Source organism: Geodermatophilus sp. SYSU D00708 (genome assembly GCF_054050115.1).
The window spans coordinates 93,814-114,540 of record NZ_JBJGYS010000001.1 but is presented as its reverse complement, the minus strand read 5'-3'; the positions used below and the strand labels follow the sequence as shown (position 1 = coordinate 114,540).

Here is a 20,727-nt window from a genome sequence, read left to right as displayed (position 1 = left end):
CGCTCACCCGCGCCGCGAACCGCGCGTCGCACGCCGTGCCCCCGCGAGATCTGGAGAACCCCGTGACGCCCGCGCCCGACGACCTGCGCACACGGCTGGCCGGGCTCACCCTCGAGGACGAGCACCGGCTGGGCCGTCGGCTCGACGGCACCCGCCGCACGAGGGACGCCGACGCGCGGGCCCGGCAGCGGTCCGCGATCGCCGCCGACGTCGCCCGGGCGGAGGAGCGCATCGCCCGGCGCCGGGCAGCGGTCCCGGCGGTCACCTACCCCGCCGAGCTGCCGGTCAGCGCGCGCCGGGAGGACATCGCCGCCGCACTGCGCGACTCGCAGGTGGTCGTCGTCGCCGGCGAGACCGGGTCGGGCAAGACGACGCAGCTGCCCAAGATCGCCCTGGAGATCGGGCGGGGGGTCCGCGGGCGGATCGGCCACACCCAGCCCCGGCGGATCGCCGCGCGCACCGTCGCCGAGCGGATCGCCGAGGAACTGGGCACGCCGCTGGGCGACGTCGTCGGCTGGAAGGTGCGCTTCACCGACCAGGTCAGCGACACCACGCTGGTCAAGGTCATGACCGACGGCGTGCTGCTCGCCGAGATCGCCCGCGACCGGCTGCTGCGCCAGTACGACACGCTGATCATCGACGAGGCGCACGAGCGCAGCCTCAACATCGACTTCCTGCTCGGCTACCTCGCGCAACTGCTGCCGAAGCGGCCCGACCTCAAGCTGGTCATCACCTCGGCGACCATCGACGTCGAGCGGATCGCCAAGCACTTCGGTGCGGACGGCGCCGAGGTACCGGTCGTCGAGGTCAGCGGGCGCACCTACCCGGTCGAGGTCCGCTACCGGCCGGTGGTCGACCCCGACGCCCCCGAGGGCGACCCGGCCGCCGACCCCGACCGCGACCAGGTCAGCGCGATCGCCGACGCCGTCGACGAGCTGGTCGCCGAGGGGCCCGGCGACGTGCTGGTCTTCCTCGCCGGCGAGCGGGAGATCCGCGACACCGCCGACGTCCTCGGTGAGCGGTTCCCGTCGGCCGAGGTCGTGCCGCTCTACTCCCGGCTGTCCGCGGCCGACCAGCACAAGGTCTTCGCGCCGCACACCGGGCGGCGCATCGTGCTGGCCACCAACGTCGCCGAGACCTCGCTGACCGTGCCGGGCATCCGCTACGTCGTCGACACCGGCGTCGCGCGGATCTCCCGGTACAGCGCGCGGCTGAAGGTGCAGCGGCTGCCGATCGAGCCGATCAGCCAGGCCTCGGCGCGGCAGCGCTCCGGCCGGTGCGGACGGACCTCGGAGGGCATCGCCGTCCGGCTCTACACCGAGGAGGACTTCGAGAGCCGGCCGGAGTACACCGACCCGGAGATCCTGCGCACCAGCCTGGCCTCGGTGCTGCTGCAGATGGCCGCGCTCGACCTCGGCGACGTCGAGGACTTCCCGTTCATCGACCCGCCGGACCGGCGTGCCGTCGCCGACGGACGGGCCCTGCTCGAGGAGCTCGGCGCCCTGGACGGGGACGGCCGGCTGACCCCGACCGGGCGGGCGCTGGCCACCCTGCCGCTGGATCCGCGCATGGCCCGCATGGTGGTCGAGGCCGACCGGCGCGGCGTGCTGGAGGAGGTCCTGGTCATCGCCGCGGGGCTGACCATCCAGGACCCCCGCGAGCGGCCCAGCGAGCACCAGCAGGCCGCCGACCAGATGCACGCCCGGTTCGCCGACGAGAACTCCGACTTCCTCGCGCTGCTCAACCTGTGGCGGTACCTCGGCGAGCAGCAGGAGGCGCTCTCCGGCAGCCAGTTCCGCCGGACGATCAAGCGCGAGTTCCTGCACTACCTGCGCATCCGCGAGTGGCAGGACCTCTACGGCCAGCTGCGTAGCACCGCCCGGCGCCTCGGCATGCAGACCGGCGAGCTCGCCGCCGAGCCCGACGAGCGCGGCATCCACACCGCGCTGCTGGCCGGGCTGCTGTCCCACGTCGGCGTCCAGGTGGAGGACACGAAACGCAAGGACGGCGACCGGCGGCGCGGCGGCCGGGAGTACCTCGGCGCCCGCAACGCCCGCTTCGTCCTCGCGCCCGGCACCCCGCTGGCGAAGAAGCCGCCGCGCTGGGTGGTCGCCGCCGAGCTGGTGGAGACCAGCCGGCTGTTCGCCCGCACCGTCGCCCGCATCGACCCCGAGGTCGTCGAGCGGCTGGCCGACCACCTGGTCAAGCGGCAGTACTCCGAGCCCCGCTGGGACGCCAAGCGCGGGTCGGTCGTGGCCACCGAGCGGGTCACCCTCTACGGCATCCCGCTGGTCGTCGGCCGGCGCGTGCAGTACGGCTCGATCGACCCCGTCGTCTCCCGCGAGCTGTTCATCCGGCACGCCCTCGTGCAGGGCGAGTGGACCACCCACCACCGGTTCTGGCACGACAACCAGAAGGCGATGGCCCGGGTCGCCGCGCTGGAGGAGCGGGCCCGCCGCCGCGACATCCGGGTGGACGACGAGACGCTGTTCGAGCTCTACGACGCGCGCATCCCCGCCGACGTCGTCTCCACCCGGCACTTCGACAAGTGGTGGAAGACCGCCCGCCGCGAGCACCCGGACCTGCTCACCTTCACCCCGGAGCTGCTGACCAACGCCGCAGCGGCCGGGCAGGTCCGGGTCGAGGACTTCCCGGACGAGGTGCCGCTCACCCAGGGCCTCACCCTGCCGCTGTCCTACGCGTTCGCGCCGGGGACCCCGCAGGACGGCGTCACCGTCGACGTCCCGCTGGCGGTGCTCGACACCGTCGCCGAGCGGACGTCGGGGGAGTCGCTGGCCTTCACGGTGCCCGGGCTGCGCGAGGAGCTGGTCACCGCGCTGCTGCGGACGCTGTCCAAGCAGTTCCGGCGGGCGCTGGTGCCGATCCCGGACCGCGTGCGCGAGGTCCTGCCGCACATCGCGCCGGCCGAGCCGCTGCTGCCGGCGCTGGAGCGGGAGCTGCGGCGCGCGGCCGGGGTCGTCGTCCCGCCCGACGCCTGGCAGCCCGCCCAGGTGCCCGACCACCTGCGGGCCACCTTCCGGGTCGTCGACGACCGCAAGCGCGCCCTGGCCACCGGCAAGGACCTGCAGGCCCTGCGCCGGCAGGTGGCGCCGCAGGCCCGGGCCAGCCTCGCGGCCGCGGCCGCCGACGTCGAGCGCACCGGGCAGACGGCGTGGACCTTCGGCACCCTGCCGCGCACCGTCGACGTCCGCCGCGGCGGGCACGTGGTCACCGCCTACCCGGCCCTGGTCGACGAGGGCGCCACCGTGGGCGTGCGGGTGGTCGCCACCGAGGTGGAGGCGACCCGGCTGTCGTGGCGCGGCGCCCGCCGGCTGCTGGTGCTGGTCGCCGGGTCGCCGACCCGCCAGGTGGTGAAGGGGCTCTCGCCGAAGAGCCGCCTGGCGCTGCAGTTCAACCCGGACGGGGAGATCCCCGCCCTGGTCGACGACTGCGTCGACGCCGCCGCCGACGAGTTGCTCGCCGCGGCGGGCGGACCGCCGCGGGAGGAGGCCGCCTTCGCCGCGCTGGTGCAGACCGCGCGCGCCCAGCTGCTGCCCCTGACCACCGAAACCCTGCGCCGGGTCGAGGCGGTGCTGACCCAGGCCCGCGAGGTCGCCGTCGCGATCGGGGCCGCGCCGGGACGCCGGGTGCCCGAGGCGGCGATCGCCGACCTGCGCCGCCAGATGGGCGGCCTGCTGCACCGGGGCTTCGTCGCCACGGCCGGCCGGCGCCGGCTGCCCGACCTGGTCCGCTACCTCAAGGCGATGGCCCACCGGCTGGAGAAGCTGCCGGCCAACGCCGTCCGCGACGAGCTGTGGACGGCGCAGGTCGCGGCGGTGACCGCGGAGTACGAGCAGCTGCGCCGGCAGGTGCCCTCGACCGGGACGCCCGACGACCCGGTCGCGCGGGTGCGCTGGATGATCGAGGAGCTGCGGGTCGGGCTGTTCGCCCAGACGATCGGCACGCCGCGGCCGGTCTCCGAGCAGCGGGTCTACAAGGCGATCGACCAGCTCATCGCCTGAAGGCCCCCCTGCCGAGTCCCGCCGCCGGCCCCCTCCAGAGGCTCGCCGCGAGCGTGCGAGCGGTGAGGAGGACGGGGTCCTCCACCTAGTCGGCGGCGACGCGGTCGCGCAGCAGGGCGGAGATGCGCTGGCGGGTGACGCCGAACAGCGCGGCGATCCGGTTGATGCTGACCTGCTCGGACTGGAGGGCGTGGGCCTGCTCCCGCCGCCACGTCCCGCCCGCGGTGGCCAGGGTCGCCATCACCGAGCTGATCTGCTCCACGACCAGCGGGCGGCGCTCCTCGGTGACGATGTCCAGCCACCGCCGTCCGGCGCCGCGCTCCTCCAGGAGCTGCTCGGCCCGGTCCCGGGCCGAGCTCAGCTGGTCGATGCAGGTGTCCAGCTCGGTGACCAGCGCACGCAGCGCCTCGATCGCGGTGTCCCCCGGTCGCCCGCCGTCCTGTTCGGCCGCCACGACGTCCCCCTCCTGCCCGCTCGGATCGGGCACAACTGCATAGGACACTACCTGTCTCAACCCGCGTTGCGTGCAATGGACCCTGCCCGGCAAGTCCGGTTGCGCCGGCGCGCCCGGTACGACGGGTCGGTGGTTTGCCCCCGGCGGCTCCCGGGGACGGCGCAGGGCACCGAACCAGCGAGGAGGAGTGGGCATGAGCGAGCCGACCGGCCACACCGAGCAGGCGGGCGAGGGGCTCTCCGACGAGGAGATGGTCCGCACCGTCGCCGAGCAGACCGACAGCGCGTCCGAGCACGCCGACGTGGCGGGCAAGGACTGGGACGGCGACCCGAGCGCGGCCCCCGACCCGAACAGCTGACCTGCACCGGCGCCCGCTCGTCGCCGACCGCTGCGGGCGGGCGCCACCTGCCAGACTGCGCAGGACACCGGGAGGGCGCGCGTGGACACGAGGCCGGCACCCGCCGTGGGCGGCCCTGCCCTCCCGGGGACGACGGTCGCGCGCCGCCGTCCCGCCGCGCTCGGCCCCGCCCGGACGGCGGCCCGCTGGGTGGTGAGGCACGGGCTGCCCGGCGCCTACCTGGCCCGCGCGGCGCGCCGCGGTGACCTCGTCGGCCGCCTGCTGCGGGACCCGGCCGCGCGCGCCGACCCGTACGACCTCTACGAGCAGCTGCGGGCCCGCGGACCGCTCGCGCCGAGCATCCTGGGGCCGGTCACGACGTCGCACGCGGTGACCTCGGAGGTGCTGCGGTCGGACCGCTTCGGGGTCGGCTTCGACTGGTCGGCCGCGCCCCGGGCCCTGCGCTGGGCGCTGGAGTTCGGCGACGACCCGGCCGCCACCGGCGTCGCCGAGCCGCCCTCGATGCTGGTCGTGGACCCGCCCGACCACACCCGGTACCGGCGGCTGGTCAGCCGCGCCTTCACCCCGCGGGCGACGGCGGCGGCCGAGCCTACGGTGCAGCGGACCGCCGAGGCGCTCCTCGACGCGGTGGAGCCGGCGGCCGGTGGCGTCGTCGACCTCGTGGCCGCCTACGCCGCGCCGCTGCCCGTGCTGGTCATCGCCGACCTGCTCGGCGTGCCCGCCGACCGGCAGGAGGACTTCCTGCGCTGGGGCGCCGGCGCGGCCGCCACCCTCGACCCCGGGCTGCCGCTGCGCCGCTTCGTCGCCGCCGACCGGGCGGTGCGGGCGCTGCACGGCTTCCTCGGTGAGCACTTCGCCCGCCTGCGCCGGGACCCCGGCGAGGACCTCGTCAGCCGCCTGGTCACCGCTCCCGAGGAGGAGCGGCTCTCCGACCGGGAGCTGCACGCCACCGTCATGCTGCTGCTCGGCGCCGGCTTCGAGACGACGGTCAACCTGCTGGGCAACGCCGTCGTGCTGCTCGACGCCCACCCCGATCAGCGGGCGGCGCTGCTGGCCGACCCCTCGGGCTGGCCGGCCGCCGTCGAGGAGGTCCTCCGGTACGACAGCCCGGTGCAGATCACCGGCCGCTCGGTGCGCTCCGACGCGGAGCTGGCCGGCGTCCGGCTGCCCGCCGGCTCCCGGGTGACCCTGCTGCTCGGTGCGGCCAACCGCGACCCCGCCGTCTTCCCCGAGCCCGGCCGCTTCGACGTGACCCGGCCCAACGCCCGCGACCACCTGGCCTTCTCCGCCGGCATCCACTACTGCCTCGGCGCGGGCCTGGCCCGGATGGAGGCCGCCGTGGCGCTGCGCGCCCTCTTCGAGCGCTTCCCCGGGCTGCGGGTGTCCGGCCGCCCGGTCCGGCGGGACCTGCAGACGCTGCGCGGCTTCGAGCACCTGCCGGTGACCCTCCGCTGACCTCAGGCGGTGCTGGGCTCCCGGGGGCTCTCCTCGACCAGGACGACGGCGTTGCGCGCCGCGCCCCAGCCCGCCCAGGCCATCGGCACGAGCAGCACCAGCAGCAGCGCCACCGGCCACGTCCAGCCGCCGGTGCGGTCGTGCAGCCAGCCGAGGACCAGCGGGCCGGCCGCGGCCATCAGGTACCCGAGGCACTGCGCGACGCCGCCGAGCCGGGCCGCGGTGAGCGGCGTGGGGCTGCGCAGGACGATCAGGGTGAGTGCCAGGGCGAAGCCGCTGCCCTGGGCCAGCCCGAACGCCGCCACCCAGAGCAGCGTGCCCGACCCCGGCGCCAGTAGCAGGCCACCCAGACCGACTCCGTAGGCGACGAGCACCACGAGGACCAGCGGCCGCTGGGTGGTCATCCGGCCGGCCTGGGCGGGCGCGAGCAGCGCGCCGCCGGCGCCCACGACGTTGCACAGGCCGAGCATCAGGCCGCCCTCCGACACCGGGACGCCGGCGTCGGCCAGCAGCGTGGGCAGCCACGCGGCGACCGAGTAGAACTGCACGCTCTGCAGGCCGATGTAGGCGGTCACCTGGCGGGCCAGCGACTGGCGCAGCAGCACCCAGGAGCCGCCGCCCGGCAGGGGCTCCCGGGCGGCGCGGGCCCGCCGACCGGTGCCGGCCACCGGCAGCCACAGGGCCAGCGCGGCCAGCGCCAGGAGCAGCCAGGCGGCCAGCGCCGTGCGCCACTCCCAGCCCAGGGCTGCCGCGAGCGGCACGGTGACGGCCGCGCCGACCGCCGCGCCGACGTTCAGCGACGCGGAGTACAGGCCCATGACCAGTCCCGGGCGGGTCGCCTCGCGCTTCACGTAGGCGGGCATCAGCACGTTGGCCAGCGCGATCGCCGCGCCGGCGAGCAGGCTCCCGGCGTAGAGCAGCGCCACCGGGGAGAGGAGCCGCAGCGCGATGCCGGCGGCCAGCAGCACCAGGGACGCCGCCACCGCCAGCTCCAGCCCGATGCGCCGCGCGAGCCGGGGGGCGACCGGGGCGAACGCGCCGAAGCAGAGCACGGGGAGGGTGGTCAGCAGCCCGGCCATCGCGGAGGACAGCCCGGTCTCGGCGCGCAGGTCGCCCAGCACCGGTGCCACGGAGACCACGGCCGGCCGCTGGTTGAGGGCCACGGCCACGACCGCGGCGACGAACAGCAGCGCCGCCCCGCGGGAGCGCGTCGTCCCCCCGGCGTCCATCCCGGTCAGCTCACCACACCCGGGGACGACACGCGGGCTCCGCAGGGTGATCCCGCAGGATGGGAGGGGGTTGGCGAAGGGCCGCCCGGGCGGAGATAGTGACCGCGGTCTCTCGCCCGACGGAAAGTGAGCGCATGAGCATCCTCGGTACCCGCGTGGTCCGCACGGAGGACCCGCTGTTCCTCACGCGTGGTGCGATCTACACCGACGACCTGGTCGACGACCGGCTCGCCGGTGCGCTGCACGCCACCTTCGTCCGTTCCCAGGTCGCGCACGGGCGGATCCTGTCCGTCGACGCGTCCGCCGCCCGTGAGGCGCCCGGCGTCGCCGCCGTCTACACGGCGGAGGACTGCACCGACCTCGCCCCCATCCCGACCGGCCTGCCGATGGTCCCGGAGGCCATGGAGCGGCCCTGGCTGGCGAAGGACAAGGTCCGCTTCGTCGGCGACATCATCGCCGTCGTCCTCACCGAGGACCGTTACCAGGGCGAGGACGCCGCGGAGCTCGTCTCCGTCGACATCGACCCGCTGCCTGCCGTGGTCACCACCGCCGACGCCGCCGCCGACGAGGTGCTTCTGTTCGAGGAGGCCGGGACCAACGTCGCGGCCCAGTTCGGCGGCCCGCCGCCGGAGGACTTCTTCGACGGCTGCGAGGTCGTCGTCCGGCAGGCCGTCAAGAACCAGCGGGTGGCGCCCGTGCCGCTCGAGACCCGCGCGGCCGCCGCGGCGTGGGGCGAGGACGGCCGGGTCACCATCTGGTGCACCAACCAGGGCGCGCAGCAGGCCAAGGGGCAGATCGCCGGCTGGCTCGGCGTGGACCCGGAGCGGGTGCACCTGAGCACCCCGGACGTCGGCGGTGGCTTCGGCGCTAAGATCGGTGCCGACCCCGAGTACGCCTTCGTCGCCTGGCTGGCGCAGAAGGCCGGGCGGCCGGTGCGCTGGACCGAGAACCGCTCGGAGAACATGCTCGGCATGCTGCACGGCCGCGGCCAGGACCAGCAGGTCACCATCGGGGGCCGCCGCGACGGCACCATCGAGGCCTACGCCATCCACGTCGACCAGGAGGCCGGCGCCTACCCACGGGTCGGGGTCATCCTGCCGACCCTCACCATGCTGATGGCCGCCGCCACCTACGCGTTCCCGAAGGTGCACGCCTCGGCGCGGGTGCTGGTCAACAACGCCACCTCGATCGGTGCCTACCGCGGCGCCGGCCGCCCCGAGGCGACCGCCGCCGTCGAGCGGGCCATCGACGTGTTCGCCGCCGAGATCGGGATGGACCCGGCCGAGGTCCGCCGGAAGAACCTCGTCCCGTCCTTCTCCGAGCCGCACACCACCCCGTCGGGCGCCACCTACGACTCCGGCGAGTACGTGGCGGCGCTGGAGAAGGCGCTGGAGGCGGCCGGCTACGAGGAGCTGCGCGCCGAGCAGGCCCGCCGGCGCGAGCGGGGCGAGGTCAAGCAGCTCGGCATCGGCCTGTCGACGTACGTCGAGATCACCGGGGCCGACACCGGCCTCGGTGCAGGGGAGTCCGCCGAGCTCGAGGTGCACCCGGACGGGACGGCGACGGTGCTGACCGGCACCTCCCCGCACGGCCAGGGGCACGCCACCGCGTGGGCGATGCTCGCCAGCGACCAGCTGGGCATCCCGGTCGAGAAGATCACCGTGCTGCACGGGGACACCGACCGGATCCCGCGTGGCGGCGGCACGATGGGCTCGCGCAGCCTCCAGCAGGGCGGGGCCGCGGTGCACCAGGCGGCCACCGAGCTGATCGAGCTGGCCAAGCAGCGGGCCGCCGAGCAGCTGGAGGCCGACCCGGCCGACCTCGAGGTCGACCTGTCCGCCGCGGGCCTGGCGGTGCGTGGCACCCCGGGCTCGGGCATCACCTTCGCCCAGCTCGCCGAGAACGAGCCGCTGGTCGTGCAGACCCGGTTCGAGGCGGCGGCGCCGACGTTCCCCTTCGGCGCGCACGTGGCCGTCGTCGAGGTCGACACCGAGTCGGGCAAGGCCGAGCTGCAGCGGCTGGTGGCCGTCGACGACGCCGGCATCATCGTCAACCCCCTGCTCGCCGAGGGGCAGCGGCACGGCGGGTACGCGCAGGGGGTGGCGCAGGCGCTGCTGGAGGAGGTCCTCTACGACGCCGACGGCAACCCGCAGACCGCCACGCTGGCCGACTACCCGTTCGTCTCGGCCACCGAGCTGCCGAGCTTCGAGCTGGTCGACATGGCCACGCCCACGCCCATCAACCCCCTGGGCGCCAAGGGCATCGGCGAGGCCGGGACCATCGGGTCCACGCCCGCCGTCCACAACGCCGTCATCGACGCCGTCGCGCACCTCGGCGTCCGGCACATCGACATGCCCACCACCCCGATGAAGGTGTGGCGAGCCATCCAGCAGGCCCAGCAGGGAGGCAGCAACGCATGAAGGTCTCGATGACCGTCAACGGTCAGCAGCGCACCGACGAGGTGGAGCCCCGTCTGCTGCTGGCGCACTACCTGCGTGAGGTGTGCGGGCTCAAGGCCACGAACATCGGCTGCGACACCACCTCGTGCGGTGCGTGCACCGTCATCGTCGACGGCCTCTCGGTGAAGTCGTGCACCGTGCTGGCGGCGCAGACCGACGGCGCGCAGGTGACCACGCTGGAGGGCCTGGCCGGGCCGGACGGCGAGATGCACCCGATGCAGAAGGCGTTCCGCGAGGAGCACGGTCTGCAGTGCGGCTTCTGCACCCCCGGCATGGTGATGGCCGCGATCGGCGTCCTGGCCGACAACCCCGACCCCAGCGACCGGGAGGTCCGGGAGGGGCTGGAGGGCAACCTCTGCCGCTGCACCGGCTACCACAACATCGTCCGCGCGGTGCAGGCCGCGGCCCAGGCCGGCCCCGCCGCCGGTCAGGTGCCGCAGAACCAGGAGGTGGCGCGATGATCCCTGGGCCGTTCGAGTACGTGCGCCCGGCGTCGGTCGAGGAGGCCATCGCCGCCCTCGTCGAGCACGGGGACGACGCCAAGATCATGGCCGGTGGGCACTCGCTGCTGCCGATCATGAAGCTCCGGCTGGCCATGCCCGCGGTGGTCGTCGACATCAGCCGGATCCCCGGGCTGTCCTACGTCCGCGTCGACGGCGACGAGGTGGCCATCGGCGCGGGCACCCGGCACCACGAGCTGGAGAAGGACGAGGTCGCGAAGGCCGAGGTGCCGCTCCTGCCCTACGTCGCCAGCCAGGTCGGCGACCCGCAGGTGCGCCACCGCGGCACGATCGGCGGCACGGTCGCGCACAGCGACCCGGCGTCGGACCTGCCCACGGCGCTGCTGGCGCTGGGCGGCACCGTGGTCGTGCAGGGTCCCGACGGGCGCCGGAGCATCCCGCTGACCGAGTTCTGGCTGGGCTTCTTCGAGACGGCGCTGTCCGAGGACGAGGTGATCGTCGAGATCCGCGTGCCGCGCACCGGGTCGGCCGGCTGGGCCTACGAGAAGTTCACCCGCCGGGCCAACGACTGGCCGATCGTCGCCGCCGCCGCAGTGGACGGCCGGGTGGCGCTGGCGAACATGGCCGGGACCGTCGTTCGGGCCACCGCGACGGAGGAGGCTCTCGCGCGGGGCGCCTCCATCGAGGAGGCGGCGGCCCTGGCCGACGAGGGCACCTCGCCGGGCGCGGACATGCACGCCGACCAGGAGTACCGCCGGCACCTCGCCCGGCTGCTCACCCGGCGGGCGCTGGAGAAGGCGGCCGGGGCTCCCGCAGCCGCCGCCTGAACGAGGGCCCCCACCCGGGGGCCACGACGCCGCCGGGAGCTCGGTGCTCCCGGCGGCGTCGTCGTGTCGTCGAGGCGGCGGCCGTCCCGCGTCCGCCTTGCGGGCGTTCCTCGTGCGGTGCCGGTCCTGCAGGACCCGCACCGCACGAGGAACACCGGCAATGCGCCCGAGTAGGCCGGCAGTGCGCCCGAGCCCCGCCCGCTGGGGCGCCCCGAGCCCGGCCCCGCTGCGTGCCTCCGCTCAGCCGGCGGGGGTGAGCATCCCGGCGCCGACGGTGGCGTTCGTGGCCTCGTCGACCAGGATGAACCGGCCGGTGACCCGGTTGCGGGTGTAGTCGTCGACGAACAGCGGCTGGGTGGCCCGCAGCCGCACCCGGCCGATGTCGTTGAGCCCCAGCTCGGTCGCGTCGGTGTCGCGGTGCAGCGTGTTGACGTCCAGCCGGTAGGCGAGGTCCTTGACCATCGCGCGGACCGTGCGGGTGGTGTGCTTGACCGCGATCCGCTGGCGGGGGCGCAGCGGCTCGTCGGCCATCCAGCAGACCAGCGCGTCGAGGTCCTGCGTGGCGGTCGGGGAGTTCTCCGTCCGGCAGATGAGGTCGCCGCGGGAGACGTCGAGGTCGTCGGCCAGCCGCACGGTCACCGCCATGGGCGGGAAGGCCTCGTCCACCGGGCCGCGGGGGCCGTCGATGGCCGCGATCGTCGTCGTCAGGCCGCTGGGCAGCACCTGCACCTCGTCGCCCGGGCGGAGTACGCCGCTGGCCACCGTGCCGGCGTAGCCGCGGTAGTCGTGGTGCGCGTCGGACTGCGGCCGGATCACGTACTGCACCGGGAAGCGGGCGTCGGTGAGGTTGCGGTCGCTGGCCACGTGCACGTGCTCGAGGTGGTGGATCAGCGTCGGCCCCTCGTACCACGGGGTGTTGGGGGAGTGCGTCACCACGTTGTCGCCGTGCAGGGCGGAGATCGGGATGACGGTCAGGTCGGGCACGCTCAGCTTGGCCGCGAAGGCGCTGAACTCGTCGGCGATGGCGTCGAAGGCCTCCTGCGACCAGCCGACGAGGTCCATCTTGTTGACCGCGACCACGAGGTGCGGCACCCGCAGCAGCGAGGCGAGGAACGCGTGCCGGCGGCTCTGCTCGAGCATGCCCTTGCGGGCGTCGACGAGCACGATGGCCAGGTCGGCGGTCGAGGCGCCGGTGACCATGTTCCGGGTGTACTGCACGTGGCCCGGGGTGTCGGCCAGGATGAACGTCCGCCGCGGCGTGGCGAAGTAGCGGTAGGCGACGTCGATGGTGATGCCCTGCTCGCGCTCGGCGCGCAGGCCGTCGGTGAGCAACGCGAGGTCGACGAAGTCGCCCTTGCTGGCGCGGGCGACCGCCTCGTACTGGTCCTCGAAGATCGCCTTGCTGTCGAACAGCAGCCGGCCGATCAGCGTGCTCTTGCCGTCGTCCACCGAGCCGGCGGTGGCGATGCGCAGGATGTCCTTGCGGGATGTCGCGAGTTCGACGGCGTGCTCGGCGAGGGCCGAGTGGACGTCGACGGCGCCGTCCGCGTCGAGGGGCACGGTGTTCTCGTCAACGGGAGCCATCAGAAGTAGCCCTCCTTCTTCCGGTCCTCCATGGCGGCGTCGCTGACCTTGTCGTCACCGCGGGTCGCGCCCCGCTCGGTCATCCGGGTCACCGCGATCTCGGCGATGACCTCCTCGACGGTCGTGGCCTCCGACCGCACCGCGGCGGTGAGGTTGGCGTCGCCGACCGTGCGGTAGCGGACCGTCGCCCGGAACGGCTGCTCGCCGTCCTTCGGGCGGATGAACTCGTTGACCGCGTAGAGCATCCCCTGCCGCTCGACGACCTCCCGCTCCTGCGCGAGGTACAGCGGCGGGATGGCGATCTGCTCGCGGGCGATGTACTGCCAGATGTCGAGCTCGGTCCAGTTCGACAGAGGGAAGACGCGGATCGACTCGCCGAGGTGGATCCGGCCGTTGTAGAGGTCCCACAGCTCGGGGCGCTGGTTCTTCGGGTCCCACTGGCCGAACTCGTCGCGGAAGGAGAACACCCGCTCCTTGGCGCGGGCCTTGTCCTCGTCGCGGCGGGCGCCGCCGAACAGCGCCGTGAAGCCGTGCTCCTCCACCGCGTCGAGCAGCACCGGAGTCTGGATCCGGTTGCGCGAGCCGTTGGGCTCCTCCTTGACCAGGCCCTTGGCCATCGCGTCGGGGACCGAGGCGACGATCAGCTGCACGCCGAGCTCGGCGACCCGCTTGTCGCGGAACTCCAGCACGTCGGGGAAGTTCAGGCCGGTGTCGACGTGCATCACCGGGAACGGGATGCGGGCCGGCGCGAACGCCTTGCGCGCCAGCTCGAGCATCACGATCGAGTCCTTGCCGCCGGAGAACAGCAGCACCGGCCGCTCGAGCTCGGCGGCCACCTCACGGATCACGTGGATGGACTCGGCCTCCAGCGTCTCCAGTTGGGAGAGCCGGTAGTCGGGAGTGGTCACGCGGAAGGACTCCGGGGGCGTCGGGGACAGAACTCGAACCAGCACCAACCGCACCGGTTCGGGGGAGATTCCCGCCCACCAGTGTCCGTCATGGGCTCACCGCGGCGGCTGTGACCCCGCTCGCACCGCCGTCAGGAGCCGGTCGGCGAGTTCCGGGCGGCAGACCACCAGGTCGGGGAGGTAGGGGTCGGGCCCGTTGTAGCGCAGCGGCGAGCCGTCCAGCCGGACGGCGGTCAGCCCCGCGGCGCGGGCGACGGCGACCGGCGCGGCCGAGTCCCACTGGTACATCCCGCCGGCGTGCACGTAGGCGTCCACCTCGCCGCGGACGACGGCGGTCACCTTGTACCCGGCCGACCCCATCGGCACGACCTCGGCGTCGAGGGCGGCCGCGGCGAGGTCGGCCTCCTGCGGCGGGCGGGTGCGGCTCACCGCGATGCGCAGCCGGCCGTCCCGGGCGACGGGCGGTGCCGGTGCCGGCTCGGTCACCAGGACCTCGTCGAGCCCGGGCAGGGCGACCGCGGCGGCAGCCAGGTCACCGCCGGCCCACAGGGCGACGTGCACCGCCCAGTCCGGCCGGCCCTCGCCGTACTCGCGGGTCCCGTCGAGCGGGTCGACGATCCACACCCGGTCGGCCGACAGCCGCCGGTGGTCGTCGACCGCCTCCTCGCTGAAGACGACGTCGTCCGGGCGCCGGTCGGCGAGCAGGCCGGTGATCGCGGCCTGGGCGGCGGCGTCGCCGGCGTCGCCGAGCGCGCGGCCGGTGAGCCGTCCCTCCTCGCGCAGCTCCAGCAGGACCGCCGCCGCGGCGCGGGCGGCCGCGGCCGCCACCTCGACGTCGCTCATGCCCGGTCCGCCAGCGCCGTGGCGTCCGTCGGCCGCCCGGGCGGGGCGTGCCGGCCGGAGGCGTCGGTGATCGCACCGAAGTAGTCGGCGTGCAGCTCCTCGCGGGGCATGACGAAGATCCCGGAGGCCGCCACGAGCCCCCGGTCGGGCGCCTCGGCGGTGGCGATGGTGCCGGTGACGACGCACTTGCGGCCGGCCGCCTCCGCCACCCGGGCCCGCAGGACCAGGGGAGTAGAGAGCGGCACCGGACGCCGGTAGTCGACCTCCAGCCGCACCGTCATGCCCCACATCCCCGCGGCGATGGCGGCGGAGCCGAGCAGCTGGTCCATGAGCATGCTGCTCATCCCACCGTGCACGTAGCCGGGCGGCCCCTCGTAGGCCATGCCCAGCGTCGCCTCGGCGACCACGCCGTCGTCGGTGCGGCGGATCCGCAGCGGCGGGGCCAGCGCGCTGCCCACGCCGCTCACCGGGTTGTAGACGCGCCGGAAGACCAGCGGGTCGTCGAGCGCCGGCAGCTGCGTCGGCGGGCGCTGGGCCGCCGCCAGGCGGGCGGCGGTGGCGCGGGCCTCGGCGGCCGCGGCGCGCAGGTCGGCGGCGGGCACCGTGCTGCGCACCGAGGCGTCCACCAGCTCGCGCAGCACGCTGCCGAGCTCGGTCACCGCCGCCATCAGGTCGGCGTCGTAGGGCTGGCCGCCCGCGTCGGAGTCCACGGGCGGACGGTAACGAGCCGCTACTGCGGCGCGGGCCCCCACCCCGCGGCCGGGACGTCGCCGCCGGGACCGCCGGCCGGTCCGGCCGGCCCCGAGCGCGGCAGCCGCACGGTGAAGGCGGCGCCCCGGCCCGGGGCGGTGTCCAGGTGCACGGTGCCGCCGTGGGCGGCCACGAGCGCCGAGACGATCGCCAGCCCGAGGCCGGTGCCGCCCGCCGTCCGGGCCCGCGAGGGGTCGGCGCGGTAGAACCGCTCGAACACGCGCGTGGCGTCCTCGGGGGCCATGCCCGGGCCCTCGTCCGCCACCCGGATGACGACGGTCCCGCCGTCCTCGCCGTCCGCGGACTCGTCGGAGATGCTGACGATGACCGGCGCGGTCGGCGGCGTGTGGACCAGCGCGTTGGTGACCAGGTTCCCGACCACCTGGCGCAGCCGGGCCTCGTCGCCGAGCACGACGGGCAGCTCGCTGAGCCCCTCGTCCACGTGCAGGGTGATCGACCGCTCCGGCTGGACGGCGCGCGCGTCGTGCACCGCGTCCCCGGCCACCTCGGCGAGGTCGACCGGCGCGATGGACAGCGGGCGCTGCTGGTCGAGGCGGGCCAGCTGCAGCAGGTCCTCCACGAGGACCCCCATCCGGGCGCCCTCGGACTCGATCCGCTGCATCAGCCGGGCGGTCTCCTCCGGCGTGCCCACCGCGCCCTGCCGGTACAGCTCGGCGAACCCGCGGATGGAGGTGAGCGGCGTGCGCAGCTCGTGGCTGGCGTCGGCGACGAAGCGGCGCATCCGGGTCTCCGACGCCCGGGCCTGCTCCTCGGAGGCCTGCTGGGCGCGGAAGGCCCGCTCGATCCGGCTGAGCATGCCGTTGAGCGCGGTGGTCAGCCGGCCCACCTCGGTCCGGTCGTCGCCCTCGGGGACCCGCTGGGACAGGTCCCCGGCGGCGATCGCCCGCGCCGTCCGCTCCACCTCGGCCAGCGGCCGGAGGCTGTTGCGGACCAGCAGGTAGCCGGCCGTCCCGAGCAGGACCAGCACGATGAGCCCGACGACGACCTGGATCCGGACCAGCCGGCCGATCACCCGCTCGTCGCCGGCCAGGTCCGAGCCGACGAGCGCGGTCCAGCCCTCGGGGAGGTCCACGGCGGCGATCCGCCAGGCCGTGTGGTCGTCCTGGGCGGGCACGGTGAACATCCGCGCCTCCCCGGGGCCGTCGTCCTCCTCCGGGCCGTCGTCGTCGACCTTGTGGGACAGGACGTCGAGGTCGGGCCGCCGCCCCGGGTCGTTGACCGGGCCGAGCACGAGGACGAGGTGGTCCTCGTCCGGCGGCAGGCAGCCCAGGTAGTCCGGCGACGGGTAGCCGGGACCGCCCTCGGTGCACTGGTCGAGCACCCGCCAGGGGTCGCGGGCGACGCTCTCGGCGCTCAGCCGCAGCTGGGCGTCCTGCTGCCCGGTGAGGTAGCCGCGCAGCAGTGACGTCGCGGCCAGCCCGGTGGCGGCCAGGGCCACCGTGACCAGCGCGACGAGGAGGGCGACGAGGAGGATCCGCAGCGGGATGCGGGCGCCTCCTCGCGCCGGGGCGGGCCCCTGTCCGCTCACGAACCGCGGGGGAGCCGCAGCGTGTACCCCACGCCCCGGATGGTGTGCAGCAGCCGCGGCTCGGTCGTGTCGACCTTGCGGCGCAGGTAGGAGATGTAGGACTCCACCACGTTGGCCTCGCCGTTGAAGTCGTAGTTCCAGACGTGGTCCAGGATCTGCGCCTTCGACAGCACGCGCCCGGCGTTGGCCATCAGGTAGCGCAGCAGCTTGAACTCGGTGGGCGACAGGCTGACCACCTGGCCGGCCTTGATCACCTCGTGCGACTCCTCGTCGAGCTCGATGTCGGCGAAGGACAGCCGCGGGGTCTCCGCGGCGCGCTGCTGGCCGGCGCTGCGGCGCAGCACCGCCCGGATCCGGGCCAGCACCTCGTCGAGGCTGAACGGCTTGGTCACGTAGTCGTCGCCGCCCAGGGTGAGGCCGGAGACCTTGTCCTCGTTGGCGTCGCGGGCGGTGAGGAACAGCACCGGGGTGTGCCGGCCGCTCTCCCGCAGGCGGCGCACGACGCCGAACCCGTCCAGCCCCGGCATCATGACGTCGAGCACGAGCAGGTCGGGGCGGAAGGACGCCGCCATGGCCAGCGCCTGCTGCCCGTCGGCGGCGGTGGCCACCTCGAACCCGGCGAAGCGGAGGCTGGCGGACAGCAGCTCGCGGATGTTGGGCTCGTCGTCCACCACGAGGAGGCGCGCCTCCGGTGCCGAGCTCCTGCCGGTGCTGGTCACAGCACCTCCCGTCGAACGTGCAGCCGTCGTCATGGTCCCCAGGGTGGAGCCGGGTGCTTGGTCTCCCCTGGGCGGCACCTGTGAGGAGTCTGGACGCCGGTCAGGCGGTGGGGGACATGGCGCGCCCGCGCCGCCAGTAGCCGATGGCGTGGTGCTGCGCCCGCCCCAGGCCCCAGCGGCCGCGCAGGTCGGCCCGGACGGTGCGGACGACGCCGGACTCGGCCGCCACCCAGGCGAAGACGTCGTCCCCCTCCGGCCGGTCCGTCCCCGCGAGGGCGTCGGCGATCACCGTGCTCTCCCCCGGCGGCGTGCCGCCGCGGTGCAACCAGCGCACCTCCACGCCGTCCGGCGCGGGCAGCGGCTGCTCCTCCGCGGCGTCGGCGACCTCCACCAGGGCGAGCCCGCGGGTCGACGGTGCGGCCTCGGCGAGGATCCGGGTGATCGCCGGCAGCGCGGTCTCGTCCCCGGCCACCAGCAGCCACCCGGCCGGCCGCTCGCCCAGCGGCCCGCCACCGGCGACGGCGACCGACGCGCCGGGGGCCGCGGCCGCCGCCCAGGCCGCCGCCGGGCCGTCCCCGTGCAGCACGAAGTCGATCTCCACCTCGCCGCGCTCCACGTCCTGCCGGCGGGCGGTGTAGCTGCGCAGGCTCACCCCGTGCGAGCCGGCGGGCCAGACGATCCGGCCGTCCCGGGCGACCGCGGGCCAGCGCGGGTCGGGGTCGCCCACCCGCGGCACCAGCAGGGAGATGGTCGGTCCGGCCGCGGCGACCGCCGCCGGCGTGCCCGACAGCAGCACCCGGCGCACCGAGGGGGTGACGTCGCTGACCGAGACGACGGTGAGGACGTCGACCGGGCGGGCCGGGCCGGGCGCGGTCGGAGCGGGGGTGCTGGCGGTCATCTCGGGCCCAGCCTAGAACGGGCCGACCCGGCCGACCCCGGGGGAATGGAGTCGACCGGGCCGGCGATCGAGGACGGCCCACGTGACCGTGGGTAGTCGCTGCCCCCTGCCCGAACTGCACCGATGGGGGAGCGTTCTCCGTCGACGGCAACGCTACGTGACCGCTCGTCGTTTGCCACTGCCCGCACGGGTGATGCGACGTTCCGAACGGGTGATGTGTGCCCCGGGCGCCGTGGGGGCAGGGGCAGGGGGACAGCGACGAGCGCCGGGAGCGACGGATGGCAGACGAGTTCAGCAAGGGTGACCACGTCACCTGGAACAGCCACGGCAGCACGGCGGAGGGCACCGTCAAGCGCAAGATCACCGAGGAGACCGAGGCGTCCGGGCGGAAGGTGAAGGCCAGTCCGGAGGAGCCCCAGTACGAGGTCGAGAGCGACAAGAGCGGCAGGACGGCGGTGCACAAGCCCGGCGCGCTGCACGAGAAGTGACAGGCCAACGAGGAGGAGAACGACCGTGAGCGAGACCGGGGACCAGTTCGCCGGAGTGTCGGCACGCAGCACCAAGCACAGCCCGCGGCTCGACGAGGAGCTCGAGCACGAGACCCAGGGGATGCTCCGGGCCGAGCGGGCGACCCGCGCCCACGAGTGGCGCGAGGTCGAACCGGTCGCGGAGGGCGACCCCGACCTGACCGCCGACCCGCAGGGCACGCTCGTCGGCGGCACCCCGGTCGGCATGGACGCCGACGCGGTCGTCCGCCGCGCCGAGCTCGCCCGGTGGCTCGACCGGGCCGACTTCCCGAGCGACGGCCCGGCGCTGGTGGAGGCAGCCCTGGACCACCGGGCTCCTGACGCCGTCGTCGACGAGCTCCGGCGGCTGCCCGAGGGCGAGACCTACGAGCGGATCGGTGACGTCGTCCGCGCCCTCGGCTACCCCACCGAGACCTGATCGGCCGGCGGTCAGGAGCCGGTCCGCTCCGGCTCCTGACCGTCCGAGGTGGTCCGCTCGGCCGCCTCGCGCTCCTCGTCCTCGGCGACCTCCTCGGCTCCGCGGCGCCGGAACAGCCGTGAGCCGGGGAACCCCTTCACCACGTGTCGCAGGTCCTGCATCGTGTCGAGCAGGTCGTGGACGTCGGTGCCCACGTTCCCGAGGGACTCCACGATCGGGAGGATGTCCTCGTCGAGGTGCCGCATGAGCTGCGGCAGCCGGTCGATGAACGTGACGACCGCCTCGACCTCCGCCGGGTCGACGCTCGCGGCCAGCCGCCGCACCGCCGGCGCGAGCGCCAGGAGGGGTTCCTCGTACGTGCCGACCAGCGGGTCGACCCGGCCGAGCAGGTCCTCGGTCGCGGAGACCGCGCCGTCGGCCCGGGCGATGGTGCCGTCCACCGCGCCGATGGCGTCGTCGGCCCGTCGCTGGGTGCCCTCCACCGCCGTGATCGCCGCGTCGGCGCGCTCCTGCGTCGCCCCCACTGCGGCGATGGCCTCGTCGGCCTTCTGCTGGGTTGCGCCGACGGCGGTGATGGCGTCGTCGGCTTTCTGCTGGGTGGCGCCCACTGCGGCGATGGCGTCGTCGGCCTTCTGCTGGGTGGCGCCCACTGCGGCGATGGCGTCGTCGGCCTTCTGCTGCGTGGCGCCGACGGCGCGGATGGCCTCGTCGGCCTTCTGCTGGGTGGCGCCCACGGCGGCGATGGCGTCGTCGGCCTTCTGCTGGGTGGCGCCCACGGCGGCGATGGCGTCGTCGGCCTTCTGCTGGGTGCGGCCCACGGCGGCGATGGCGTCGTCGGCCCGCTGCTGGGTGCCGCCGACGGCGCGGATGGCCTCGTCGGCGGCGCGCTGGGTCTGACCGGCCGCGCGAACGAGGTCGTCGGCCCGGCTGCGGGTGCCCTCCACCGCCGTGACCTCGCCGTCGACCCGGTCGAGGAGCCCCTCGATGCGGTCCACCACCCCGGTGACCCGGTCCAGCAGCGTCTCGACACGGCCCACGACCGTCCCGATCCTGGGGACGAGGGCCAGTGCCTCGGTGACGCCGTCGCGGAGGCCCTCCACCGCGGAGATCACGTCGGACGGTCCCGGGACCAACGGCAGCCTCACCCGGGGGACGGTACGACCGCGTCGGGAGTACCGCGCGGCGATCTCCGCGCGTCGGCGGGGAGGACGGCGATCCGCCCGTATCGTGGACAGTTGCCGCGACCGCGCGCGGGCAGTGCCGCCT

At 75.0% G+C, this 20,727-nt stretch carries 18 protein-coding genes; 8 read left to right on the top strand and 10 right to left on the bottom strand.

Annotated elements, in window-relative coordinates:
• Nucleotides 1–62: 62 nt before the first annotated feature.
• Nucleotides 63–4,022, top strand: a complete 3,960-nt coding sequence (gene hrpA / locus ACI79D_RS00605; RefSeq protein WP_456916350.1) for an ATP-dependent RNA helicase HrpA — start codon at nt 63–65, stop codon at nt 4,020–4,022.
• Nucleotides 4,023–4,107: 85 nt separating this feature from the next.
• Here hrpA and ACI79D_RS00600 read toward each other — a convergent pair whose 3' ends face one another.
• Entirely contained in the window at nt 4,108–4,476 is a 369-nt protein-coding gene (locus tag ACI79D_RS00600) for a hypothetical protein (protein WP_456916349.1), read from the bottom strand.
• Between the two features lie 193 nt (nt 4,477–4,669).
• Between ACI79D_RS00600 and ACI79D_RS00595 the strand changes: the two genes are divergently transcribed.
• Both ACI79D_RS00595 and ACI79D_RS00590 read left to right on the top strand, forming a co-directional pair.
• Complete coding sequence (locus ACI79D_RS00595) at nt 4,670–4,834, top strand: hypothetical protein (RefSeq protein WP_456907905.1); 165 nt, start codon at nt 4,670–4,672, stop codon at nt 4,832–4,834.
• An 81-nt stretch (nt 4,835–4,915) separates the two neighbouring features.
• Entirely contained in the window at nt 4,916–6,289 is a 1,374-nt protein-coding gene (locus ACI79D_RS00590) for a cytochrome P450 (RefSeq protein ID WP_456916348.1), read from the top strand.
• 2 nt (nt 6,290–6,291) lie between these two features.
• Here ACI79D_RS00590 and ACI79D_RS00585 read toward each other — a convergent pair whose 3' ends face one another.
• Nucleotides 6,292–7,518 (bottom strand): MFS transporter, encoded by a 1,227-nt coding sequence (locus ACI79D_RS00585; RefSeq protein ID WP_456916347.1) that lies wholly within the window; start codon nt 7,516–7,518, stop codon nt 6,292–6,294.
• A gap of 134 nt (nt 7,519–7,652) precedes the next feature.
• On the opposite strand from ACI79D_RS00585, the gene ACI79D_RS00580 reads away from it, so the two are divergent.
• The 3 genes from ACI79D_RS00580 to ACI79D_RS00570 are packed head-to-tail and all read left to right on the top strand — an operon-like array spanning nt 7,653 to nt 11,265.
• A complete protein-coding gene (locus ACI79D_RS00580; RefSeq protein WP_456916346.1) occupies nt 7,653–9,938 on the top strand; it encodes a xanthine dehydrogenase family protein molybdopterin-binding subunit in 2,286 nt (761 codons plus the stop codon).
• Entirely contained in the window at nt 9,935–10,438 is a 504-nt protein-coding gene (locus tag ACI79D_RS00575; RefSeq protein ID WP_456916345.1) for a (2Fe-2S)-binding protein, read from the top strand. Before ACI79D_RS00580 ends, ACI79D_RS00575 begins: the two co-directional genes overlap by 4 nt.
• On the top strand, nt 10,435–11,265 hold the full coding sequence (locus tag ACI79D_RS00570) for an FAD binding domain-containing protein (protein ID WP_456916344.1): 831 nt from the start codon (nt 10,435–10,437) through the stop codon (nt 11,263–11,265). The genes ACI79D_RS00575 and ACI79D_RS00570 overlap by 4 nt, the downstream gene beginning before the upstream one ends.
• 240 nt (nt 11,266–11,505) lie before the next feature.
• Here ACI79D_RS00570 and ACI79D_RS00565 read toward each other — a convergent pair whose 3' ends face one another.
• The 7 genes from ACI79D_RS00565 to ACI79D_RS00535 all read right to left on the bottom strand — a co-directional run bounded on the left by ACI79D_RS00565 (nt 11,506) and on the right by ACI79D_RS00535 (nt 18,516).
• On the bottom strand, nt 11,506–12,849 hold the full coding sequence (locus ACI79D_RS00565) for a sulfate adenylyltransferase subunit 1 (protein WP_456916343.1): 1,344 nt from the start codon (nt 12,847–12,849) through the stop codon (nt 11,506–11,508).
• Nucleotides 12,849–13,757 (bottom strand): sulfate adenylyltransferase subunit CysD, encoded by a 909-nt coding sequence (gene cysD, locus ACI79D_RS00560; protein WP_456916342.1) that lies wholly within the window; start codon nt 13,755–13,757, stop codon nt 12,849–12,851. Before cysD ends, ACI79D_RS00565 begins: the two co-directional genes overlap by 1 nt.
• A gap of 96 nt (nt 13,758–13,853) precedes the next feature.
• Nucleotides 13,854–14,600 carry an inositol monophosphatase family protein gene (locus tag ACI79D_RS00555; protein WP_456916341.1) on the bottom strand — a complete coding sequence of 249 codons (747 nt, stop codon included), beginning with the start codon at nt 14,598–14,600 and terminating at the stop codon, nt 13,854–13,856.
• A complete protein-coding gene (locus ACI79D_RS00550; protein ID WP_456916340.1) occupies nt 14,597–15,310 on the bottom strand; it encodes a PaaI family thioesterase in 714 nt (237 codons plus the stop codon). The genes ACI79D_RS00555 and ACI79D_RS00550 overlap by 4 nt, the downstream gene beginning before the upstream one ends.
• A gap of 20 nt (nt 15,311–15,330) precedes the next feature.
• Nucleotides 15,331–16,899 carry a sensor histidine kinase gene (locus ACI79D_RS00545; RefSeq protein ID WP_456916338.1) on the bottom strand — a complete coding sequence of 523 codons (1,569 nt, stop codon included), beginning with the start codon at nt 16,897–16,899 and terminating at the stop codon, nt 15,331–15,333.
• Nucleotides 16,896–17,618: a response regulator transcription factor gene (locus ACI79D_RS00540; protein ID WP_456916337.1), complete on the bottom strand. Its 723-nt coding sequence runs from the start codon at nt 17,616–17,618 to the stop codon at nt 16,896–16,898. Before ACI79D_RS00540 ends, ACI79D_RS00545 begins: the two co-directional genes overlap by 4 nt.
• Before the next feature lie 100 nt (nt 17,619–17,718).
• Nucleotides 17,719–18,516, bottom strand: coding sequence for a siderophore-interacting protein (locus tag ACI79D_RS00535; RefSeq protein ID WP_456916336.1), 798 nt, complete (start codon nt 18,514–18,516; stop codon nt 17,719–17,721).
• Between the two features lie 278 nt (nt 18,517–18,794).
• Here ACI79D_RS00535 and ACI79D_RS00530 point away from each other — a divergent pair, with 278 nt between their 5' ends.
• The gene (locus tag ACI79D_RS00530; protein ID WP_456916335.1) at nt 18,795–19,004 is read left to right on the top strand and encodes a DUF2945 domain-containing protein; all 210 of its coding nucleotides are present in this window, start codon (nt 18,795–18,797) and stop codon (nt 19,002–19,004) included.
• Nucleotides 19,005–19,029: 25 nt separating this feature from the next.
• On the top strand, nt 19,030–19,461 hold the full coding sequence (locus tag ACI79D_RS00525; RefSeq protein ID WP_456916334.1) for a DUF2795 domain-containing protein: 432 nt from the start codon (nt 19,030–19,032) through the stop codon (nt 19,459–19,461).
• 11 nt (nt 19,462–19,472) lie between these two features.
• Here the strand turns inward: ACI79D_RS00525 and ACI79D_RS00520 are convergent, their stop codons facing one another.
• On the bottom strand, nt 19,473–20,606 hold the full coding sequence (locus tag ACI79D_RS00520; RefSeq protein WP_456916332.1) for a hypothetical protein: 1,134 nt from the start codon (nt 20,604–20,606) through the stop codon (nt 19,473–19,475).
• Nucleotides 20,607–20,727: the final 121 nt, after the last annotated feature.